Genomic DNA, 20,011 nt, shown 5'->3' with positions numbered 1-20,011 from the left:
TAAGAAAGGGCGGAAATAAATTTCCGCCCTTTCTTATTTTTTTTTGGATGGTTAAGCATCCTTTTTATCTGCATCTGTAGTAGCTGTACTTGAAGCTGCAGGCGCTGCTGCTGGTTTAGCCGCAGAAGAGGCTGTCGTTGTCTTTGCAGGAGCTGCCTTCGCTGCTGCCGGTTTAGCCGCAGAAGAGGCCGCTGTTGTCTTTGCAGAAGTTGCTTTCGCTGCTGCCGGTTTAGCTGCAGAAGAGGCCGCCGTAGTCTTTGCAGGAGTTGCTTTCGCTGCTGCCGGTTTAGCTGCAGAAGAGGCCGCCGTAGTCTTTGCAGGAGTTGCTTTCGCTGCTGCTGGTTTAGCTGCAGAAGACGCTGCCGTAGTCTTTGCCGGAGCTGCCTTGGCTGCTGCTGGTTTAGATGCAGTAGAGGCCGCCGTGGTTTTTGCAGGAGTTACCTTTGCTGCCGCAGGCTTAGCTGCAGAAGAGGCTGCCGTTGTCTTTGCAGGAACTGCTTTCGCTGCTGCTGGTTTAGCTGCAGTAGAGGCCGTAGTCTTTGCAGGAGCTGCCTTCGTTGCTGCCGGTTTAGCTGCAGATGATGCCGCAGTTGTTTTTGCAGGAGCTGCTTTTGCTTTTACTGCTTTAGTTTGAGCAGACTTCTTTTCTTCTGTTTTTTCAGGTATAACTTTATCAACAACTGATTCTACATTTGTTTTAAGTTTCCCAACAAGTGTTTTAACTTCTTTACTTAATTTTTTATAGGCTTTCTCTAGTTTCGAATCTTTTTTGCCTTTGCTCGCCTTTTTAACTTTCTTAACTTTTGCTTTTTTAGGTTTCTCCTTTTTAGCATCTAGTTTTTTCTTATCTGTCTTTTTTTCTTTTGCTACAGGAGCGCCATCTTTAGCCTTTTTGTCCTTTTTTTCTTTTGTTGGTTTTGACTTTGCCATTTTATATTTTTTTAATTTTTTATGTATATGATAATTTTATTAAAACGTAAACAATCTGACAATGAATTTGTTTGAGTCCCACAAGCGTTTATCCTTACAATATATAAATTTTTATTCGTAAATTTGTATTCTTACAATAATCAGGGGTCGACCGGAATTGACAGGATGGAGACGGTTATGTAAGCATGCAGTGCATTGTTAGTCTAGCACTTTAATCTGAACTTTCAGAATTACAACTGGCGAAGAAAACTACGCCTTAGCTGCTTAAGTTAGACTTAACATAGCTATTTGTCCCGTCAGACTCTGTTCTTTGGTCTGACATTAGGGGCATCGAACTTTAGAACTGGCAGATGTGATGTTGCTAAGCATCTGTAAGAAACAGCAAATACGAAGAACGGTACAGGTAAGCGACTCACCTTCCCTCTTCCGACAATCAAAGAGAAGCTAAGCATGTAGAAAGCGTATACAGTACCATGACTGGACGAGAGTTCGAATCTCTCCGGCTCCACAGAGAAAGGCTCAACTAAAAGTTGAGCTTTTTGTTTTTCAAAAAAGATGCAAGCCCGACAAAAGAGTTTGTAATATATTCGTGATAAACAAGAGTAAGAGGTTGTACGACCCAAGAAATCTCTCCAGATTAAAAAAATTTCCCTCAAATTACGGATTCCCGTAAAAACACAATCACCAATAACCCTACATTCGGATTTTAAACAAAACTTTAAGTACGTACTATTTGATACTAAAAAGAAGAAAATAAAATCATGTTAAAAAACTATTCTAACTTTTAATAAATAATTATTAAATTGCTCTAAATAAACAAACTATACTTAAATCAAACCCCCACAAAGTATATCTCACACTTACAGATATACTGTAAAAAGCACATTACAAACTCCTTCTTTATATCAAAATAAAGAACATACGACTTTGCATTAACTTTTTATCGTGAGGCCATAGGTTTATTTTATCATGCATATTTAAAGATTAAATAAGGCCAAACCAGAAATTATGAAAATCCTCCATACTGCAGACTGGCACATAGGTCAGCTATTTCACGAGTACGACCGCAGCTATGAACATCAACAGTTCCTGGACTGGCTGGTAACGCTATTACTATCAAAACAAATCGACGTCCTGCTCATCAGCGGAGACATATTCGACATATCCAATCCGTCAGCACAGTCCATCAGAATGTTCTACACCTTTCTGAACCAAGCCACAACTGCAAATCCGAATTTACAGATTATCATAACGGCTGGAAACCACGATTCCGCTTCCAGATTGGAAGCACCAAAACCATTGCTGCAATCCTCCAACGTCCACATCATAGGACTCGTTGAAAAAGACCCAGAAGGCAATATCGATTACGAAAAACTAATCGTACCCATACACGATACCACTGGAAATGTCAAAATACACTGCCTTGCCATACCCTTCCTGCGCATGGGCGACTATCCAGCCCTGCCAGACAGTACCAACCCCTACACCGAAGGCGTCACCGCATTATACAACGAAGCATTCAAACATGCCGAACAGAAAAAGCAAGACGGACAAAGCATCATCGCCATGGGACACCTGCACACCCATCATGCCGAAATAACCGACCTCGACAAAACCGAACGTCTCATCATGGGAGGAGTAGAATGCATACCCGCCACCGCCTTTCATCCTGACATCAAATACGTAGCGCTCGGGCACATCCACAAAGCCCAGAAAATAGGCGGAAAAGAACACATCCGCTACTCAGGTAGCCCGCTACCCATGTCCTTTTCAGAACTCAATTACAAACATCAGGTCATTATCTTCGAACTCGATCAGGAAATTAGCAACCTCGAAAGCGTAGAAATCCCTCTATTTGTACCACTACAAAGAGTTCCGCTAAGCCATCAGCCATTGCATGAAGTTATAGCCCTGTTAGAACAACTGCTGAAGAAGGATTCAGCTCCCGAAACAACTCCCTATCTCGAAGTAAGAGTATTACTCGAAGGTCCCGAACCCGCCTTACGACACAAAATAGAAACCGCACTGGCAGGCAAAAAAGTCAAACTGGCCAAAATTGATGTAAAATATCCCACTTCCACACAAGAAGCACCAGAGTTTATCACACCCGAAAAACTAAACGAGCTACAACCCGTCGACGTATTCGGTAAAACATACCAATCCAGATACAATAGCGAAGTACCCTCCGAAATCCTGCAACTTTTTCAGCAAGTAGCACAGGAAATTAATCAAGCAGCCGAATAAATGAAAATACTAGCCATACGCATCAAAAACCTCGCTTCACTGGAAGGAACTACCGAAATCGACTTTACGGCCGAACCGCTGTGCTCCGCAGGAATATTTGCCATTACCGGTGCCACCGGAGCGGGCAAATCTACCATATTAGATGCCCTATGCCTTGCCCTGTACGGCAAAACACCCCGATATCTGCAGGCAAAAGAAATAGGAATAGAAATTCGTGACGTACAAGGCAGTACCTTAAATCAAGGAGACGTACGCAGCATCCTGCGCGACGGAACAGCTGACGGATTTGCCGAAGTAGATTTTGTAGGCACAGACGCACAACACTACCGTGCCACCTGGAGTGTAAGACGTGCCCGCAATATGGCCGATGGCAACATGCAATCTGACAACATCACCTTAAAAAACATCAACACCAACACCGATATACCAGGCAAAAAACAAGAAATCCTAAACGAAATAGCACGACTTGTTGGCCTCAATTTCGAACAATTTACAAGATCCGTACTTTTGGCGCAAGGTGATTTTACCGCCTTTATGAAAGCCAACAGAGACGAAAAATCTTCCCTGCTCGAAAAACTGACGGGAACACATATCTATTCCGAAATTTCTAAAAAGATTTACGAAAAATACAAAGCAGAAGAACTCCTGCTGCGTGACCTTAATCTTCGTAAAGAAGGTATCTTTACCCTTTCGGATGAAGAACTTAAAGCACTGTCGGATGAACAAGAAACGCTGGAAACCCAAATCAAAAGTCTGGAAAAAGACATCGAAAAACTAACCGCAGAAATCAACTGGCACGAACAACTCGCCAAACTGCAAACCAGCCACGATGAAGCCCAGACTGCAGTACAACGTGCCACCGAAGCTAAAATACTAGCCTCGCCACGCAAACAAAAACTGCAAACCGTAGAGCAGGCACAGCAAACCAAAAGCTGGGCCGACGCCCTGAAACATGCACAACAGCAGCATTCCGAAAAAACAGCAACCTTTACAGCACTAAAAGCAACCCTTGCCACCCTGCAAGAGCAAAAAGAAAGCCTCGAAACACAGTTGCAACAGGCCGAAAACCATCTTTCAGAAAAAAACAAAGCGCTTACCGATGCCCTGCCCTTATTGGAACAGGCCAGAAAACTCGACACCCTGCTGGCAGAGAAAAAAGAACAGGTAGAAAAACTCAAAGAAGAAGCTCAAAATGCTTCTGAAGCAAATAATCAGCACCAAACCCTACTAACGGCCAAACAAGAAGATTTTACCAATCTTATTACTCAAATAAAAACCATTACCGACTGGAAAACAGAACACGCTGACCGTAGCCCAATTGCCGAAAATAAAGATCTCATCCTGTCCAAACTACAAGATGCCCAAAAGCTTTTGGAAATCTTGCAGCAATCAGCTACAAAACTAGCTCAATTACAGGATCAAATCCAGACCGACGAAACCCAAAAGGCAACGATGGAGTCAAATTGGAAACAGCAGTTAGAAGGCTTGGAAAATGTAAAGAAAAGCTATGATGCGCAGTCCAAAGAACTGCTATTAACCCCTATCGAAACTTTAAACCTCGATAAATCCGAAACAGACCGACAAGTAGAAAACACCATACAAGCACAAGCCCATTGGCAGCTGCTTTATACTGCCCTGACAGAATTGGAAGCACTAAACCAGAAACAACTAAAAGACCAATCTGATTATCAAACAAAACAGGAAGCCCTACAAAAACTAACCCAACAACTCCCGTTAGAAAAAGCGCAAAAAGAAACGGCTTACCAGCTCCTGCAGCAAGCACGTCTGGCATCGGCCGAAAATGTAGAAACACTTAGGGATGCTTTAGTTGATGACGAGCCTTGTCCAGTATGTGGTAGCACCAGTCACCCCTATGCCGTACATAATCCGCAATTGGAAAATGTACTGGCACAAATCGAAAAATCCTATCAGGAAAAAGAACAAACCTATCTGGCAAGCCATAGTCAGCACAGTGCCTTGGAACAGGAAAGCAACACGCTACAGCAAACCATCCAACGCCAAAGCGAAGACAGTACAGCAAAACAATCGACATTAGCAACCAAAAAGCAAGTCTGGGAACAATTCGATTGCGCTCAGGAATGCCAGGCCCTAGCCGATGCAAAAAAAGCAGACTGGATTGAAGAAAAATTACAAACCCTTAAAACCAAACAAGCCAATTTATTGGCACAGATACAGATTCATACGAGCAAAAAGCAACAACTGGATATAACCAAAACCCAACTAGAGCAACTTAAAGAAAACACAGATAGACTTGCCACCCAAATAAAAGACATCCAAAGCAAGCTTTCTGTTTATCACGAACAGCAAAGCAGCAATACAAAAGAACGAGACAAAGCTACCGCCGATTTAAGCAGTGTAGAACAGCTCCTCACACCCTATTTTACAGCACCAGACTGGATGGAAAACTGGAAAACTGCCCCTGCAATTTTCATAGAACGTATTGACACCTTTGCCCGTAACTGGAAAGAAAACACTGAAAAGCTGGAACAACACACCCGCCAAAAAGCAGCACTCGAAGCCACACTAAAAGAGCTGGAAAACCAAGCCAAAAGCCTTGCCTCAGACCTCAGCAAAAAAAAGGAAGCCTACCTTGCCCAACACAACATCCATCTGGGCTTGACCCAGCAACGCAATGCCCTATTTGCGGGACAAGCTGCTGATGAAACCGAAGCAAAACTAAAACAGGCCCTAAACGAAGCCCAGCAACAGCTCGAACATCTTAAAACAAACCAACAACAACTCAATATCAATAGCACCAAAGCCCATACCCAAAGCGATGAATTGGCTGCCACATTAAAAGCTTTGGAAACCGAAGCCCAAAACGCATTACAAAAAATGCAGGATTGGCTTAATGATTTCAATCTAAAAAACAATCAATCGCTAAACATAGAAGCACTCCACGAATTATTGGCGTTGAGCAACGATTGGATAACTACAGAGCGAACGGCTTTGCAAACCATTGATGAAGAAGTAACTAAAGCCAACAGTATTCTTACAGAACGGAAACAGGCTTTCGACAGCCATAAACAAAATCGTTTATCCGAGCGCCCGTTTGAGGAATTGAATGCCCTTAACAACATGGCCAAATCAGAAGCTGAACAAAAGAGACATAAAAAAGGAGAAAACCACTTCCAAATACAACAAAACGAAGCCAACAAAAATAAAATAGGCGACCTGCTGAAAAACATCACAGCACAAGCCACCATTACCGAAAACTGGAGTAAACTGAACGAAATCATAGGCTCGGCCGATGGTAAAAAATTCCGCCAGATTGCACAAGAATACACCCTCGATGTCTTGCTGGGCTATGCCAACATTCATTTGCAGGCACTCACCAGCCGATACAAAATCGAGCGCATCCCGTCATCTCTTGGCCTGCAGGTCGTCGATCAGGACATGGGCGATGAAGTACGTACCGTCTACTCCCTTTCGGGCGGAGAATCATTTTTGGTGTCGCTTGCCCTCGCCCTGGGCCTCGCCTCCTTATCCTCCAGCCGTATGAAAGTAGAATCTTTATTTATTGATGAAGGTTTTGGCTCGTTAGACCCTACTACGCTCAATATCGCCATGGATGCCTTAGAAAGGTTGCATAATCAGGGGCGTAAAGTGGGTGTTATCTCCCACGTGCAGGAAATGACTGAGCGAATTCCTGTGCAGATTAAGGTGAGTAAGCAGCAGAGCGGGAAGAGTAAGGTGGAAACTATTGGAAACTAAACACATATATATATCATGAGCAGAACAGCAGATTATACAATACAAGGATTTATATATCAATTCATAATAACGTTCCATGAATTATTACTTTCGTCAGAAGATACTGAAATCACCGTTGAAGGAATTATAGAAGATATTGATATCAGTAGTACTACGGGACAAGTAGCCGTTCAATGTAAATATCACGAGAGTAAGCAAAAATTTACACTCTCAAGTATTTACAAACCGGTATTGCAGATGTTTTGTCACTACAAAAATAATCCAACAGCAAATATAAATTATCGACTTCATGCACACTTCCCTAATGAAACTGTAGGTTCAGAAAAAATACTAACGAAAACTGAATTAGACTCTATATTAGATTCAAAAGCAGCAGATTTACAAAAATATATAGCTGAACTTTCTGGTTTTAATGGAGGAGATGAATTTTTGAAACGGTTCAAAGTAGAATTTGGAGCTTCTCTGTCAGATACTGAAAAAGCAGTTATTGTATGTCTTTCAAATGAAGGATTTACAACTGAAGACGCAACTGAAATATTTTATCCTAATGCAATCCATGCTATAGCCGAATTAAGCATTCAGCATGATGAACAAAAGCGAAAAATTAAGAAAGTAGATTTTTTGAAGGAACTTAAAAAGAAAAAGAAAACCGCTATAAGTAGATGGACAAAAGAACTACAAGATTATACTAAGTTTTTAAAGCAACGACGGAGACAAATAGGAGAAGTATTAAATAACAATTCTCGGAAAAGAGTTGTAATTCTAGATGCAAGTTATATAAAAGATTTTGAACGTAATATTCCATTACTAGTACAAGATTATGTAACGAAATACAATAGTAAAATACGATTAAATCAATGTCCTGTTTTTAGTCTTGTCTGTAGTGAAGATATGCTAAACAGTATATGGAAATCTCTCGATCAGAAAAAACTCACCTTAGAAAGAGGACTAGTTGCAGGTACATTTAATAGCATTCGTTTCCTTAGAGATCCTCTTAAAGTTATTAAGGATGGAACTATTGAGTTCAAGTTGAAATTATGTAATCATGAAAATGAGTTTGATTCCATAGTAAATGAAGCAGGTTTTGATGATGCAATTATTATATCTGATCAGGACTTTTCTTTTGAAAATACGATAGGTTGTAATATTGAAAAATTAAAAACGCAAGAAATAAACGAAATAAAATATTTATTATCATTAACATCTGGTTTATGAGTACAACTAAAATAGGTAAAGTATTGGAGAGTTCTCCTAACGCAATATTAATCGAAATCAATGACGAAAAGATATTTGAAACACATAAGAAAGATTTCCAAATTGGAAAGTATCTGGAAATTGATGAAGGGAATTTAAATAAAGTAATAGCAGTTATTCAGAATATAAAGTCAAATGCTTCTGATACAGGTTTGAAGTTTTTTATTCAAACACAGCCAATAGGTTATATTGAAAATGAAGAATTCCATAGAGGTAGTGCTGTTATCCCCAGCCCTACAGAGCCTGTTTCTATTGTTGAGGATTCTACCATTCAACTAATCTATGATTCTAATAAGGACTTTAACTTTCCGTTCGGAAAGCTAGTTCAAAATAAAACTATCGATCTTAAAATTGATGCGAACAAATTTTTCGGGAAGCATATAGCACTTGTTGGGTCAACTGGATCCGGAAAATCGTGCACGGTAGCAAAAATACTTCAGGATGCAGTAGGTATAGATAAAAAAAAGAATCAAAATGCCGCTCAACAAAAAAATGCACATATAATTATATTTGACATTCATTCGGAATACAAGTCTGCTTTTGATCTCCATAGTGATGAAAAATTCAATCTGAATAACCTTGATGCAGAAAGTTTGAAATTACCGTATTGGCTGATGAACTCTGAAGAATTGGAATCGTTATTTATCGAAGGAAATGAAAACAACCATCATAATCAAGTTTCACAATTCAAAAGAGCGGTCATTCTTAATAAAGAAAAACATAATCCAACTTTAAAAGACAAAGTAAATTATGATACACCTGTTTACTTTGATATAAATGAGGTCTACAACTATATCTGGAATCTTAATCATGAGGTGATAGGAAAGTTAGCTTCTGAAAATTGCCCGAAACTGAGCAATGGTACTTTGCTAACGGATCCAGAGAAGAAGGATTATTTCAATAATAAATTAGATTTTATAACCCAATCTACAGCTGCAGCGACAAAGGCTTCCAATGGAGCTTTTTATGGAGAATTCAATAGATTTATATCTAGACTTGAAACAAAACTTTCTGATAAAAGACTACATTTTATTTTAAATGCAAAAAAAGGAAGTGGGTCATCCTTTCAAACATCTGATTTTGGAGACATTCTAAAACAGTTTCTTGGTTATTTAGACAAATCAAATGTTACAATAATTGACCTAAGTGGAATTCCATTTGAAGTATTAAGCATTACAGTAAGCCTAATTTCTAGATTAGTGTTTGATTTTGCCTTCCATTATTCGAAAATTAAGCATTCAAGAGACGAACAGAATGATATTCCATTTATGATTGTTTGCGAAGAAGCTCACAATTATATTCCAAAAGCAGGTGGAGCAGAATATAAAGCTTCAAAAAAATCAATTGAGAGGATTGCCAAAGAAGGTAGAAAATATGGATTAAGTCTTATGGTTGTCAGTCAACGACCTTCAGAAGTATCAGAAACTATTTTTTCACAATGCAATAATTTCATATCCTTGAGGCTCACTAATGTTAATGACCAAAGTTATGTCAAAGCCCTAATGCCCGAAAATTCCAATGCTATTGCTGACATTCTACCCAACTTAGGTTCTGGTGAATGTCTTATCGTTGGAGATGCTACCTTAATTCCTTCAGTTGTAAAATTAGATTTACCAGATCCACAGCCTAAATCGCAATCTGTGAGATTCAAAGATGAATGGCATAAAGACTGGAAAGATGTGAGCTTTGAAGAAATTATAAAAAGATGGAAAAAAGAGGATTGATAAATCTCGCAGTAAAAATCAAAATCAAGAATAGATTAATGTATATAACATGGTAAACATAGACATACTAACTCATTTTGAAGAATCGTCAAATGAAAATGGAATAACTATTTTCACTTTAAAAGAAGCAGAAAGAAATGCTTTTTTTAATAAATTACCACAACCTTTTAGGTGTCTATATTTAACAGATGAGGACTTAGATTGGCGGACGAATGAATTTGGAACATCTAGAGCGGACGAAATAGTTGACAAGATACCGGACAACCCTACTATTATGTCAGGAGAGTTTTCGGAAATCTTATGTTATTATATTATTCCTGAGAAATATTTACCGTCCTCTCATTTAAGACCACCTAAATGGAAATGGAAAGAGAGTAAAAATAATCCAGCACATTTTACCGATGTTATTCTTTTTTCTCAGAATGACCTTGATAATCCCAGTATCGATGATAGCCTAATATCAATTGAATCAAAAGCAAGAGCTACAAGACCAACCAGCACAGAAAGCTCTCTTCAAAAAGCAATTGATGATGCTCATAAAGATTATGTAAGTCGTTTAGGGGAAAGTTTATTTCATTTAAAAACTCGTTACAAAGATGATAGAAATGCGGAAGCTGTAAACAGATTAAGTCGTTTCATGGATGCGGCTAATTATCCTACTTTCCTAAAACACTTTAAAGCAATAGCAACAGTTGACGGTTCATTTGCTGACACTCATTTAAATAATGTTACTGCAATTCCTGATGATATCAGAGATACGTTTGAAGTAATACTTATAAGAATTGAAGACTTAAGAGGAGCTTATGAGCATACTTTCACTCAAATTTTAGCAACATGATTTATCAGGAACTTAAACGATGGATTGCTCAATCTGAGTCATGGCAGGCGTTCATAGATTATAACATAGCTAATGAAGAACAAGCGAATTATACTTTCTATAATCGGCCTCAGGATTTTTACATTTCGCTTTTAACCAAATTGCAGGATATTCTTGATCAGTTTGAAGAGGAAGAATCAGATAACGTGAAAAGAGATTTGCTCTCTATAGCTAAGGGATTAGAAATATATTCGTTACAAGGGAAAAGAGAAAATTTTTCTGGCGTAAACTACAACCGAAATATGTTATATGCCGCATCATTATATTATTTGGCAGACTTTCCCGCAACTTCATTTTTATTGCTCAAACAATTTCAGCAAGAAGAATTTGAAACTAACATTGAAAAATTTATTTATTATTTCCTTTCAAGAAATTACACACGAAAGCAAAGCCAAGAAAATCCCTATTTCCAATATATAATAGAGTATCTAAGAGTAGGAAACTACGAATCAATAAGCACACTTCGAAGTATTTTTGAGAACATACTTTCTCCGGATAATCAAATAGAAAGTCATTTATTTGTGCTGACCTATATAGCAAAGTCTATCTTAAAAAAATTTTCAACCAACAATCTTTGGTACGATTTAACAGAGTATGGGAAAGAGGTAGATTGGAAAACTTACGTCAGGTTTAATATAGGAAAAAGTCCGCAAATTTGGAGCTTTTTTCCTTCCCAACAAACAGCAATTAGAAGTGGTCTATTAACTTTTGATAGAGCATTTAGCTTACAGACGCCTACAAGTTCTGGCAAAACATCTATCGCTGAATTAGTAATTTATAACGAATTATCCAGAAACCCTGATAGCAAAATACTTTATTTAGCTCCATTTAGAGCTCTCGCCTCTGAGTTAAAGAATAATTTGGGTAGAAATCTCACCTCTAAGTTGGGAATAAAGGTTAAGACTATTTATGGTGGCAATATTGTCACAGATTCTGACAGATTAAGTATTGAACAATCCAATGTTTTAATATCAACACCCGAAAAATTTATGGCAATCGAACTAGGATTATCAGGAACTCTTGATGATTTTCGAACAGTAATTTGCGATGAAGGACATTTAATAGATAATACAACTAGAGGAATCAGCTACGAGTTATTACTTTCAAGATTAAAAAACAACGAAGATGTTGATAGAAGATTTATTTTTTTATCTGCAATTATCCCCAACATAGAAGTTATAAATTCGTGGCTTGGAGGATCAGACAATGACATTGCCCGATCAAATTATAGGCCTACTGAAATAGAACTGGCATTTTTAAATCAAGTTAGTCCAAGCCACTTTAACTTGGAAGTAAATCCTAATGAAGAATTACCAATTAAATATATTCTTAATCGCTTTTTATCTTCTCAGGATTTTACCACCCAAAATGGCATCTATAATATTAGTACATTTAAATCAAAAACGGTAGCGGCTGCTCTTAAATCGTTAAATTCTGGAGCGGTTGCCATTTTTTCTCCAACCAAAGACAATAGAAGAGGGGTATCAGGCCTTGCACTGGAAGTAATAAAGCAGCTTGAAACTGAATTACCGAAACCTATTGCTTTTTGCGACATATCAGAAATAGAAAAAGTAGTAGAATATTTTAAGTACATTTTTGGAGCCGGATATTTATTGACTATTTGTGCTGAAAATGGCTTTTTATATCATCACGGAGATTTACCCCAATTCATTAGAGAATTAGTAGAAAGCACTGTTAGACGTGAAAAAGTAAAATTTCTTATCTGCACAAATACTTTAGCTGAAGGAGTTAATTTACCAATTAAGACACTTGTAATTAGTACTGCTAGACGCTATGTTAGTCAACAACAACCTGATGAACCTTTACCATTGCGAGATTTAAAAAATCTTATTGGAAGAGCAGGAAGAGCAGGAAAAGAAACAAAGGGTACTATAATAGTAGTTAACCCTAAAGATCAGTCTATACTATCTGATGTTTTAGCAAACAGAAATTTGGAAGATGTTAAAGGTTTTCTTTATTATGTAGTACAGGTAATTGAGAACTATATAACAAGAAATAGAACTTTCCTAAGTAATGAATTACTAGATCAATTAAAAGAAGCAGATTATATAGACAACTCGATAATACAGTTATTAGCAGAAGATCTACCTGTTGAAAATTTAGAACAAGAGATCAATACACTAATAGAAAACACGTTGACCTTTTATCAAAGCAATGATAATTTAAAAACAAGATTGAGAGAACTTTTTTCACTTCGTGCAGAAAGAGTAAGACCATTAATTGAAAATGGAAATATTAATTTAATTAGATACACTGGCATTCCTTTAAGATCGTTTAGTAGAATAGAAGAATTGGTTGACCACAAGCAAGATTTTTTTTCAGAAATAGAAAATCCATTAGATGGTCGTTGGATAGATTTTCTATTCGACATACTTTATCAATTTGAAGATTTCAATAATAGTATTCCTTTAGATATATCAAGAGAACAATTCATTGAAGCATTGGGCATATGGATTAAAGGTGGATGGTATTATGATGTAGCACAAGGTTTAAATTCAACGGTTGATAATGCTCTAATCTTTATAAGATTCTTAGAATATGGGTTACAAAATTCTGCAAGTTCAATAATCAAGTATATTGAATCAAAGCGTAAAGAAGATGACCAAAAGACTTCTGACACCATATTGAATTGGCCTAACTATCTTATTCATGGCGTAGATAGTAGATTAAAATTAGACTTATCAGAAATTAACATTCCAGATAGAATATTAGTTCAGCAAATAGCCAATTGGTTTATAGGAAATGGAATAGTTTATGATAATCAGGAAATGCTTAGATCAATTATTTTAAAAAATCAATTGTCATTAATTGAGTATTTAGACGGAAGAATTCCCCAAATCTCAATTGAATTGCTAAATCAATATTTTTATAGAGTTATATAACATAAATTGATGTAATAAAAGGTCTTTAAAATCTCTTCTCCATGAAAGAACTCGATCTCTATTCCGAAGCAAAACCACGCTACTATCAGCTCATCCCAAATCGAGAAGATGGGCTGATACTGCTTGCTTTATACCAAAAATACCAAAAGCAGGAATTTACGGAAGACCAGATCCTACAAATCATTAATAAAGTACTTAGCGATCTACGCGGAACCAACATCAGAGATGAAGGCAACCGAAACAACAACATCATCCTCCGTTTACAGGAATTTTTTCTGTGGCGTGACAGGAAAAGAAAAGTATATGGCTTTAAAAACTACGGAGAAGAATTTTGCCAAAAAGTATTCAAACGCCTCTCCGAAAGCTACCAACCTGCCAAAATAGAACGCTTATTCAAACACCTGCTAGACACCCTAAAAACAAGCCTTGAAAAAAGTCCGACGGAGCTGCTCATTTGGATGGACGACCATTTCAACGCCCGAAGCACCGAATTGGCACAACAAATAGAAATACTCGACCAGCAGGTAAGCGAATCGGTAGATGATTTTCGTTTCCAGATCAAACAGCCACAGGCCAACATCCTGCAAGTAATAGAAACCATCAGCACAGGACTAGACCACATCAAAAAGCACGTACATGAACTCACCACTGGATTTCAGATCACTTACGATATAGACGACATTATACAGGACATGCTCAAAGACGCCGCCAACATTGAACTTCTCGACAGCATTAATCTTGTACTGCAATACAACCAAAACGTACGCAACCATTTAGATCAGGTAAGCACTCGTATCGACAAAATAAAGCCCCGCATACGCGAATTTATCTTCGAATTTAATCAACGGGAACTCGACAGAAAAACAGATGATTTTCTGCATTATCTGCTGGACAATGCCACCTATGTCCGCGAGAACAACCAACCAAAAAAATTGATTTTTCCCGAAGAAATTGAACCCTTTAGCATCAGAGTTCCAGAATCCGTGCCTCGTTTCTATATCCTGACCGAAAGAGACTTTGCCAGAAAAGCTCCCCTTCCTCCTGCTGTAAGATCAGTAGATATAGAACAGACTAAGGAAATGATGGCCAAAAACATCGAAAAGCTCGAAATCAAAAAAAGGATACAATATTGGGCAACAGTAGCCCTCAACCAGATAGATAACGAAGGAAAGCTCGATTTCTCGCCCTTCTTTTTCAACATTCTCAACCACGAACAGCACAACTTGAACATAGCCGTACGGACAGCCCAAAAACTGGTAAAACAGTGCAATAGCTGGCAATATGAAATCACGGTAGACCAAAACGAATATCACGACCCACACTATCTAAATCTTTCACTATGGAATATGACGATACTGAAAAAGACCTAAACGTACGGTATGCGTTTATGCTCGACAAAACGGCTAAAAATACATTTGCCAAGGTAGACTATCTCCTGAAATCGGGAATGCACATACAGCGCGACTTTCCAAAACCAACTTCGCTCTATGCCTTTTTGGATAAACATTACCGAAGCCTGCAAGCTTATTATAACGATTTCTTTGAAATGCTGCTCAAAAAAGAAGGCGAAGAATGGAACACCTATTTCTATATCGACTTTCACGAAGGCACACGGGGCAAAGTCCCAACCGACAAACAATACCGAACGTACCTCAAATCGGAATACATCCTCATAGGCCTTATCTTTTTCAAAATCTACAAACTCGACGGCAACATTGAGCTCGCTAAAATATCTGATTTCATCAACCTCCTCTATCAGGAATATGACGAACTCCTCAACAAAATGCAACGTGTCGTATCGTCCATTGAAATTGATGCAGGATCAGACCTGAACGATGAGAAACTAAAAAATCTGGTCTACAAAGCCTTTGCCGAATTTGAACAACTGGGCTGGATAGCCAGAGACACAACCGACAGCGACTACTTCACCTATCAACCCTCGTTTGAAAGACTCAGAAGAATATACTACCCGCAGATAGAAACCATTGATGAAATCATAAAACGAAAAGAACATGGCTAAATTTCAACCCAAAATCTATAGTCTGTCAACCCTCAACATCAGGCAGCACTTTAACTGCGACTACCGTTTTAATGACTTCCGCACCGATTTTAGTGGCGAAAGCGGAAGCGGCAAAAGCCTGATTGCCGATTTTATTCAACTGCTTCTGGTAGGCTCCCGTGTATTCAAATCAGGAACAGAAGGCGTAAGCAATAGAGACACAAGTGGTCTTGTCCTCAAAAATAGTGGAAGCAAATACGGACGAGGCTATATTTTTATCAACATCGAGATACAAGCCCGCAAATACATCACTCTGGGAGGCTATCTGGACACCACCAGCACCCAAATGCAATTTTTCATCATACAGGCAGGCTACGATTTTGACGAAACACTCCTGCCCATGAATGAACCCCTATTTTACAAAGACCTGTTGCTGGATGGACAAATCGAAACACTGGAAAATCTGGAGAAAAGATTTTCGGAAAAAGGCTATCTCAAAGGAGTAAACAATAAAAAATACCATCACCTGCTTTTTAACAATGGCATACTCGCCGTAGACCTTAGCCAAAACCTCCAAAGCCTGAAAAGCTATGCCGCAATTATTCGAGCCTTCTCCAGAGGAAAAGGTTTTTTTACCGATTCAGACGTCCTCAAAACATTCCTGTTTGGTGACAGCGACCATAAACAGCTTGTTACCAAATACCAAGAAGAAGTACAAAACATTAATGTAGACCAACAGCAACACCAACGCCTGCTGGAAGAAATAGCCACTATTAGAAACAAAGAGCAAAAAATAGAACACGTGTTGCGGGATTTCAACACCTACAGTCAGCTGAAAAAACAATTCAGTCTGGAAAACGTCAGTTTCTGGTATCAAGAAAACGAGCGCTATGCTGCAAAACTCAACCAGGCTACGCAAGACTATCAAACCACGCAGATCAAAAGGCTCCTGACCAAAAAGAAACTGGCCAATGTTAAACTAACCGACATCAAAGACCAACATAAAATCCTTTTCGAATTAAAAAACAATAACAAAAATGCAGAGCAGGAAAAAGAAAAATTTGAAATAGAATGGCAACAAGCCAAAAAACTGCTCGATGAAAGCACCAAATACAAAGGCAGCATAGATAAAGTAAACAGCTGGCTTACCGAAGACCGACAAGATGCTGATGCCATCAGACAATGGCACCAGACAGAACGCTCCAAAATAGCAGACGCAGAAAATCTAAAAGCATTCGAAAAATTTCTTACGGAAAACAAACTGCAACAGCAATTTGAACAATCTGACTGGTACAATAACTATGCAACCGCAGGAAAATTGACTTTGCAAAAATTGAAGGACTTTGAAGAAGCTATCAGCAAACTGAACACTCAACTTGTCTTCTCAGATTTGGACAATCCAGCTTCACTGGCCCATTGGGCAATAGAACAGCTCGATTTGCCGCTCACGCTTGAACAAGAAAGCCTGCTCATCCATTTTCAACCCCTATCGCGGACAGCGCCCAATCCGCCACAAGAACGCTACCTACCCTTTCCTGAAAAACTATTTAAAGAACCGCTTACTTTCGAAGCAGACGAAAATGGATTTTGGCTGGAATTAAAAGGCATTCATGAATTTATAAGCAATGTACCCAAACAGCACCTCAACGTACCTGCCAACCAGATCAAACTGGACAGAGAACCGCTTGACGCCTTGAAACAACAGCTTAAAAATCTGGAGCAGCAACAACAAAACCTACAAAATCTAAAAGAAAAACTGGAAAGCTATCCTGCATTAGAAAAAGTAATTTCCCTTTACAAAACCAGTGAAGAGGAACTATTTACCAAAATCGATGAAATTGCAGAACTTACAGCCTCAGAACTGGAAAAATACCTATCTGTTTTTCATGATGCCGAACAACATCTAATAACTTATAAGGAGCGTAATGAAGCCCATGAAATAGCTTTTGCCAAGTATAGTCACAGTAAGCAACAAAACAAGGACAATCAGGAAAAAATTGATCAGATTGAAAGCTATATGGTCAAACAATACGGTTCAACCGACTTTGACCACCTGGCTAAGACAGAAGAAAGCGAGCTTCTCTACTTTGAAACAGACTTAGAAAACCTTATAAAAGCTGAAAAAATAACACTTCCAAAAATTCATAAAATGGAAGATGATCTGTTTAAAACCAATCCGCCTATCAACAAGCTTTACGAAATGCATAATGCCATTAATACAGAACATACAGAAGCTAAAACACGATTTGAACAGTACCAAAACAGCTACAATACCAGTATTTTTAAACTTGATGAGGCAAAGATAAAATTTGCAGGAGAGCACCATCGTGATTTTATTGCCGAGCAGGATTTGATTAAAATAGAACAACAACCAGCAGAAACACCGAGTACGGATGCTTATAGTAAATTCAAAGCCACCTACGACTCCGCCTCAGAAGAAATAGAAGACAAGACCATTTTAAAAGACTACTCCGTAGGCGTACTCGCCAACAAACTATTGCCTACCGTTTTCCCTACACAACAAATACAAGAAGAACTGATTGGCGAGCAGATTGAAAAGCGACTGACCGAACTCACAAACGATTTGCAGCGCATTGGCTCCAGAAAAATAGAAATCCTGCACAATACTTTTAAAGAATTAACTACGATCTATAACGGATATCTGACCAAGGTCCAGAAAATAAGCGACTACCTGTCAAAAAATAAGATTACAGGAGCTAATTATGCAACACTGCAACATGCACCAGCTACTGGATATCCAGACGATTGGATGAAAGTTTTCAGAAAACGACTCACCAACGAAATGCAGGAAACAGGCCTATTTGCAACAAATAACAAACAAGACATTGACGACATCATGATTAGTGTATTCCGCGAAGCAAACGGAACAAGAGAAGCTACAGTAAACGACCTGCTCAACCCACGCTCTTATTTTGATCTCCTTTTTGAAATCAAGCAAGACGGGCAAAAAAATTCGGGAAGCAATGGACAAACCTATACCGCCAATGCACTGCTCTGCCTTGCCAGACTATCACTCATTGAAGATGAAGGCCGCACGGGAATACGGATTATGCCTATTGATGAGGCAGAAGGTTTGGGAAGCAATTACGAAATGTTGCATAAACTGGCAAAAAAAGAACAGTACCAAATCGTTACCATGTCAATTGAAACTGCGGGCGACATTAATGACGAAGGACAATATATCTATATCATGCATGACAATAAAGATGCAAATGGCCTAACCTATGTGCCACCACTAGGCATCTTCCACAGAGGACAATTAACAGAAAATATCAATGAAATCTTTGAAGAAACTACATAGTAAGGATTTTACATGGCCCGTATTAAAAGCCCTGAATGACCTGTATGAAAAAAAGAAAACGACAGCGAAAATTCAACAGGTAGACTATATCCGTTACTTAATGACACAAACAGAACTGATTGCCCAAAAAAAGGGCAATAGCAATGTTCTGGTTGCAGGCGATGGCTATGAAGAATATTACGAAGCCAATTTTCAATCTGCTTACCAATACTACTACAACTTTCTTAATCAGGTAGGCATCCGACCAGACGGCGGTAAAAATTTCACCGAAGAAGATATCCGTACCTTGATGGTTATTTACGAAAGCAGGAATGAACTCAGAGGCAACCTCACAAACATAGAGGACTTTTCGGGTAAAGTGTTTGATTATGCAGGCTCAAAATATTTGAAATTCAGGAACAGCGTTCGCAACGCAGTACTGAAAATCCTGGAAATAGATGAATTTCCGCAAACCTCAAAAGACCTGCAATACAGACTGGTTGTTGATTATCCCACCCCAAAAGCCATTATACTCTGTGAAAACAAATCCTTCCTCAAACAGCCCTGGAACGCTAAAGAACTGGAAGTTAAGCTATGGCATGTGGGCGGAAACAATATCACAATTTTAGACAATATTGATGAAATGGAACTGGCATACCCAATGTATTACAGTTGCGACTGGGATTTTCATGGATTAGAAATATTCCAACGCATTAAGCGTAAACTAAAAAACCGAGGCGCAGAAATCCAAATCCTGACTCCTCCATCCCCGCACCAATACCTTCCATCAGATTCTTTCAAGCACAACAGCAGGTGGAATTACAAAGTTCCTTTTTCTGGATTAGATAAAGAGGTATTCTCATCCAACGAACAAGAAATAATAACCAAACTCATTAAAGAAGATCTGTGGATTGAAGAGGAAACGAATGTATTAAAGGATATGTATTATTATAATACACGGTTAAAATAAATCGTTTCGTATTTTCTGTTTATAATTGACTAAAATTAATAGATTCATAGTTTCTGGTTACGAACGTAATCCTT

11 protein-coding genes and 1 other RNA gene are annotated in these 20,011 nt (G+C 38.5%); 11 read left to right on the top strand and 1 reads right to left on the bottom strand.

The window, feature by feature from the left end; all coding sequences use genetic code 11:
- Nucleotides 1-51 precede the first annotated feature (51 nt).
- Nucleotides 52-930, bottom strand: coding sequence for a hypothetical protein (locus I6J02_RS16295; RefSeq protein WP_201678891.1), 879 nt, complete (start codon nt 928-930; stop codon nt 52-54).
- Nucleotides 931-1,073: 143 nt separating this feature from the next.
- Here I6J02_RS16295 and ssrA point away from each other — a divergent pair.
- The 11 genes from ssrA (at nt 1,074) to I6J02_RS16240 (ending at nt 19,937) form a co-directional block, all read left to right on the top strand.
- Nucleotides 1,074-1,441, top strand: a transfer-messenger RNA (tmRNA) gene (ssrA, locus tag I6J02_RS16290).
- Nucleotides 1,442-1,938: 497 nt separating this feature from the next.
- Nucleotides 1,939-3,174 carry an exonuclease SbcCD subunit D gene (locus I6J02_RS16285; protein ID WP_201678890.1) on the top strand — a complete coding sequence of 412 codons (1,236 nt, stop codon included), beginning with the start codon at nt 1,939-1,941 and terminating at the stop codon, nt 3,172-3,174.
- Nucleotides 3,175-6,909 carry an AAA family ATPase gene (locus I6J02_RS16280; RefSeq protein ID WP_201678889.1) on the top strand — a complete coding sequence of 1,245 codons (3,735 nt, stop codon included), beginning with the start codon at nt 3,175-3,177 and terminating at the stop codon, nt 6,907-6,909. It begins immediately after the preceding gene.
- A 15-nt stretch (nt 6,910-6,924) separates the two neighbouring features.
- The gene (locus tag I6J02_RS16275; RefSeq protein WP_201678888.1) at nt 6,925-8,124 is read left to right on the top strand and encodes a hypothetical protein; all 1,200 of its coding nucleotides are present in this window, start codon (nt 6,925-6,927) and stop codon (nt 8,122-8,124) included.
- On the top strand, nt 8,121-9,887 hold the full coding sequence (locus I6J02_RS16270; RefSeq protein WP_201678887.1) for an ATP-binding protein: 1,767 nt from the start codon (nt 8,121-8,123) through the stop codon (nt 9,885-9,887). Before I6J02_RS16275 ends, I6J02_RS16270 begins: the two co-directional genes overlap by 4 nt.
- A 49-nt stretch (nt 9,888-9,936) precedes the next feature.
- Nucleotides 9,937-10,725, top strand: a complete 789-nt coding sequence (locus I6J02_RS16265) for a Hachiman antiphage defense system protein HamA (RefSeq protein ID WP_201678886.1) — start codon at nt 9,937-9,939, stop codon at nt 10,723-10,725.
- Nucleotides 10,722-13,667 (top strand): DEAD/DEAH box helicase, encoded by a 2,946-nt coding sequence (locus I6J02_RS16260; protein ID WP_201678885.1) that lies wholly within the window; start codon nt 10,722-10,724, stop codon nt 13,665-13,667. The genes I6J02_RS16265 and I6J02_RS16260 overlap by 4 nt, the downstream gene beginning before the upstream one ends.
- 41 nt (nt 13,668-13,708) lie before the next feature.
- Nucleotides 13,709-15,037, top strand: a complete 1,329-nt coding sequence (locus tag I6J02_RS16255) for a hypothetical protein (protein ID WP_201678884.1) — start codon at nt 13,709-13,711, stop codon at nt 15,035-15,037.
- A complete protein-coding gene (locus tag I6J02_RS16250) occupies nt 15,007-15,687 on the top strand; it encodes a condensin complex protein MksE (RefSeq protein WP_201678883.1) in 681 nt (226 codons plus the stop codon). The genes I6J02_RS16255 and I6J02_RS16250 overlap by 31 nt, the downstream gene beginning before the upstream one ends.
- Nucleotides 15,680-18,988, top strand: coding sequence for a hypothetical protein (locus I6J02_RS16245; protein WP_201678882.1), 3,309 nt, complete (start codon nt 15,680-15,682; stop codon nt 18,986-18,988). Before I6J02_RS16250 ends, I6J02_RS16245 begins: the two co-directional genes overlap by 8 nt.
- A complete protein-coding gene (locus tag I6J02_RS16240) occupies nt 18,963-19,937 on the top strand; it encodes a hypothetical protein (RefSeq protein WP_201678881.1) in 975 nt (324 codons plus the stop codon). Before I6J02_RS16245 ends, I6J02_RS16240 begins: the two co-directional genes overlap by 26 nt.
- The last annotated feature ends 74 nt before the right edge of the window (nt 19,938-20,011 follow it).

Origin of the sequence: Sphingobacterium spiritivorum, assembly GCF_016725325.1 — a bacterium.
Taxonomy (GTDB): Bacteria; Bacteroidota; Bacteroidia; order Sphingobacteriales; family Sphingobacteriaceae; genus Sphingobacterium.
Note: the sequence above shows the minus strand (reverse complement) of the source record. Positions and strands in the feature narration are given on the sequence as shown.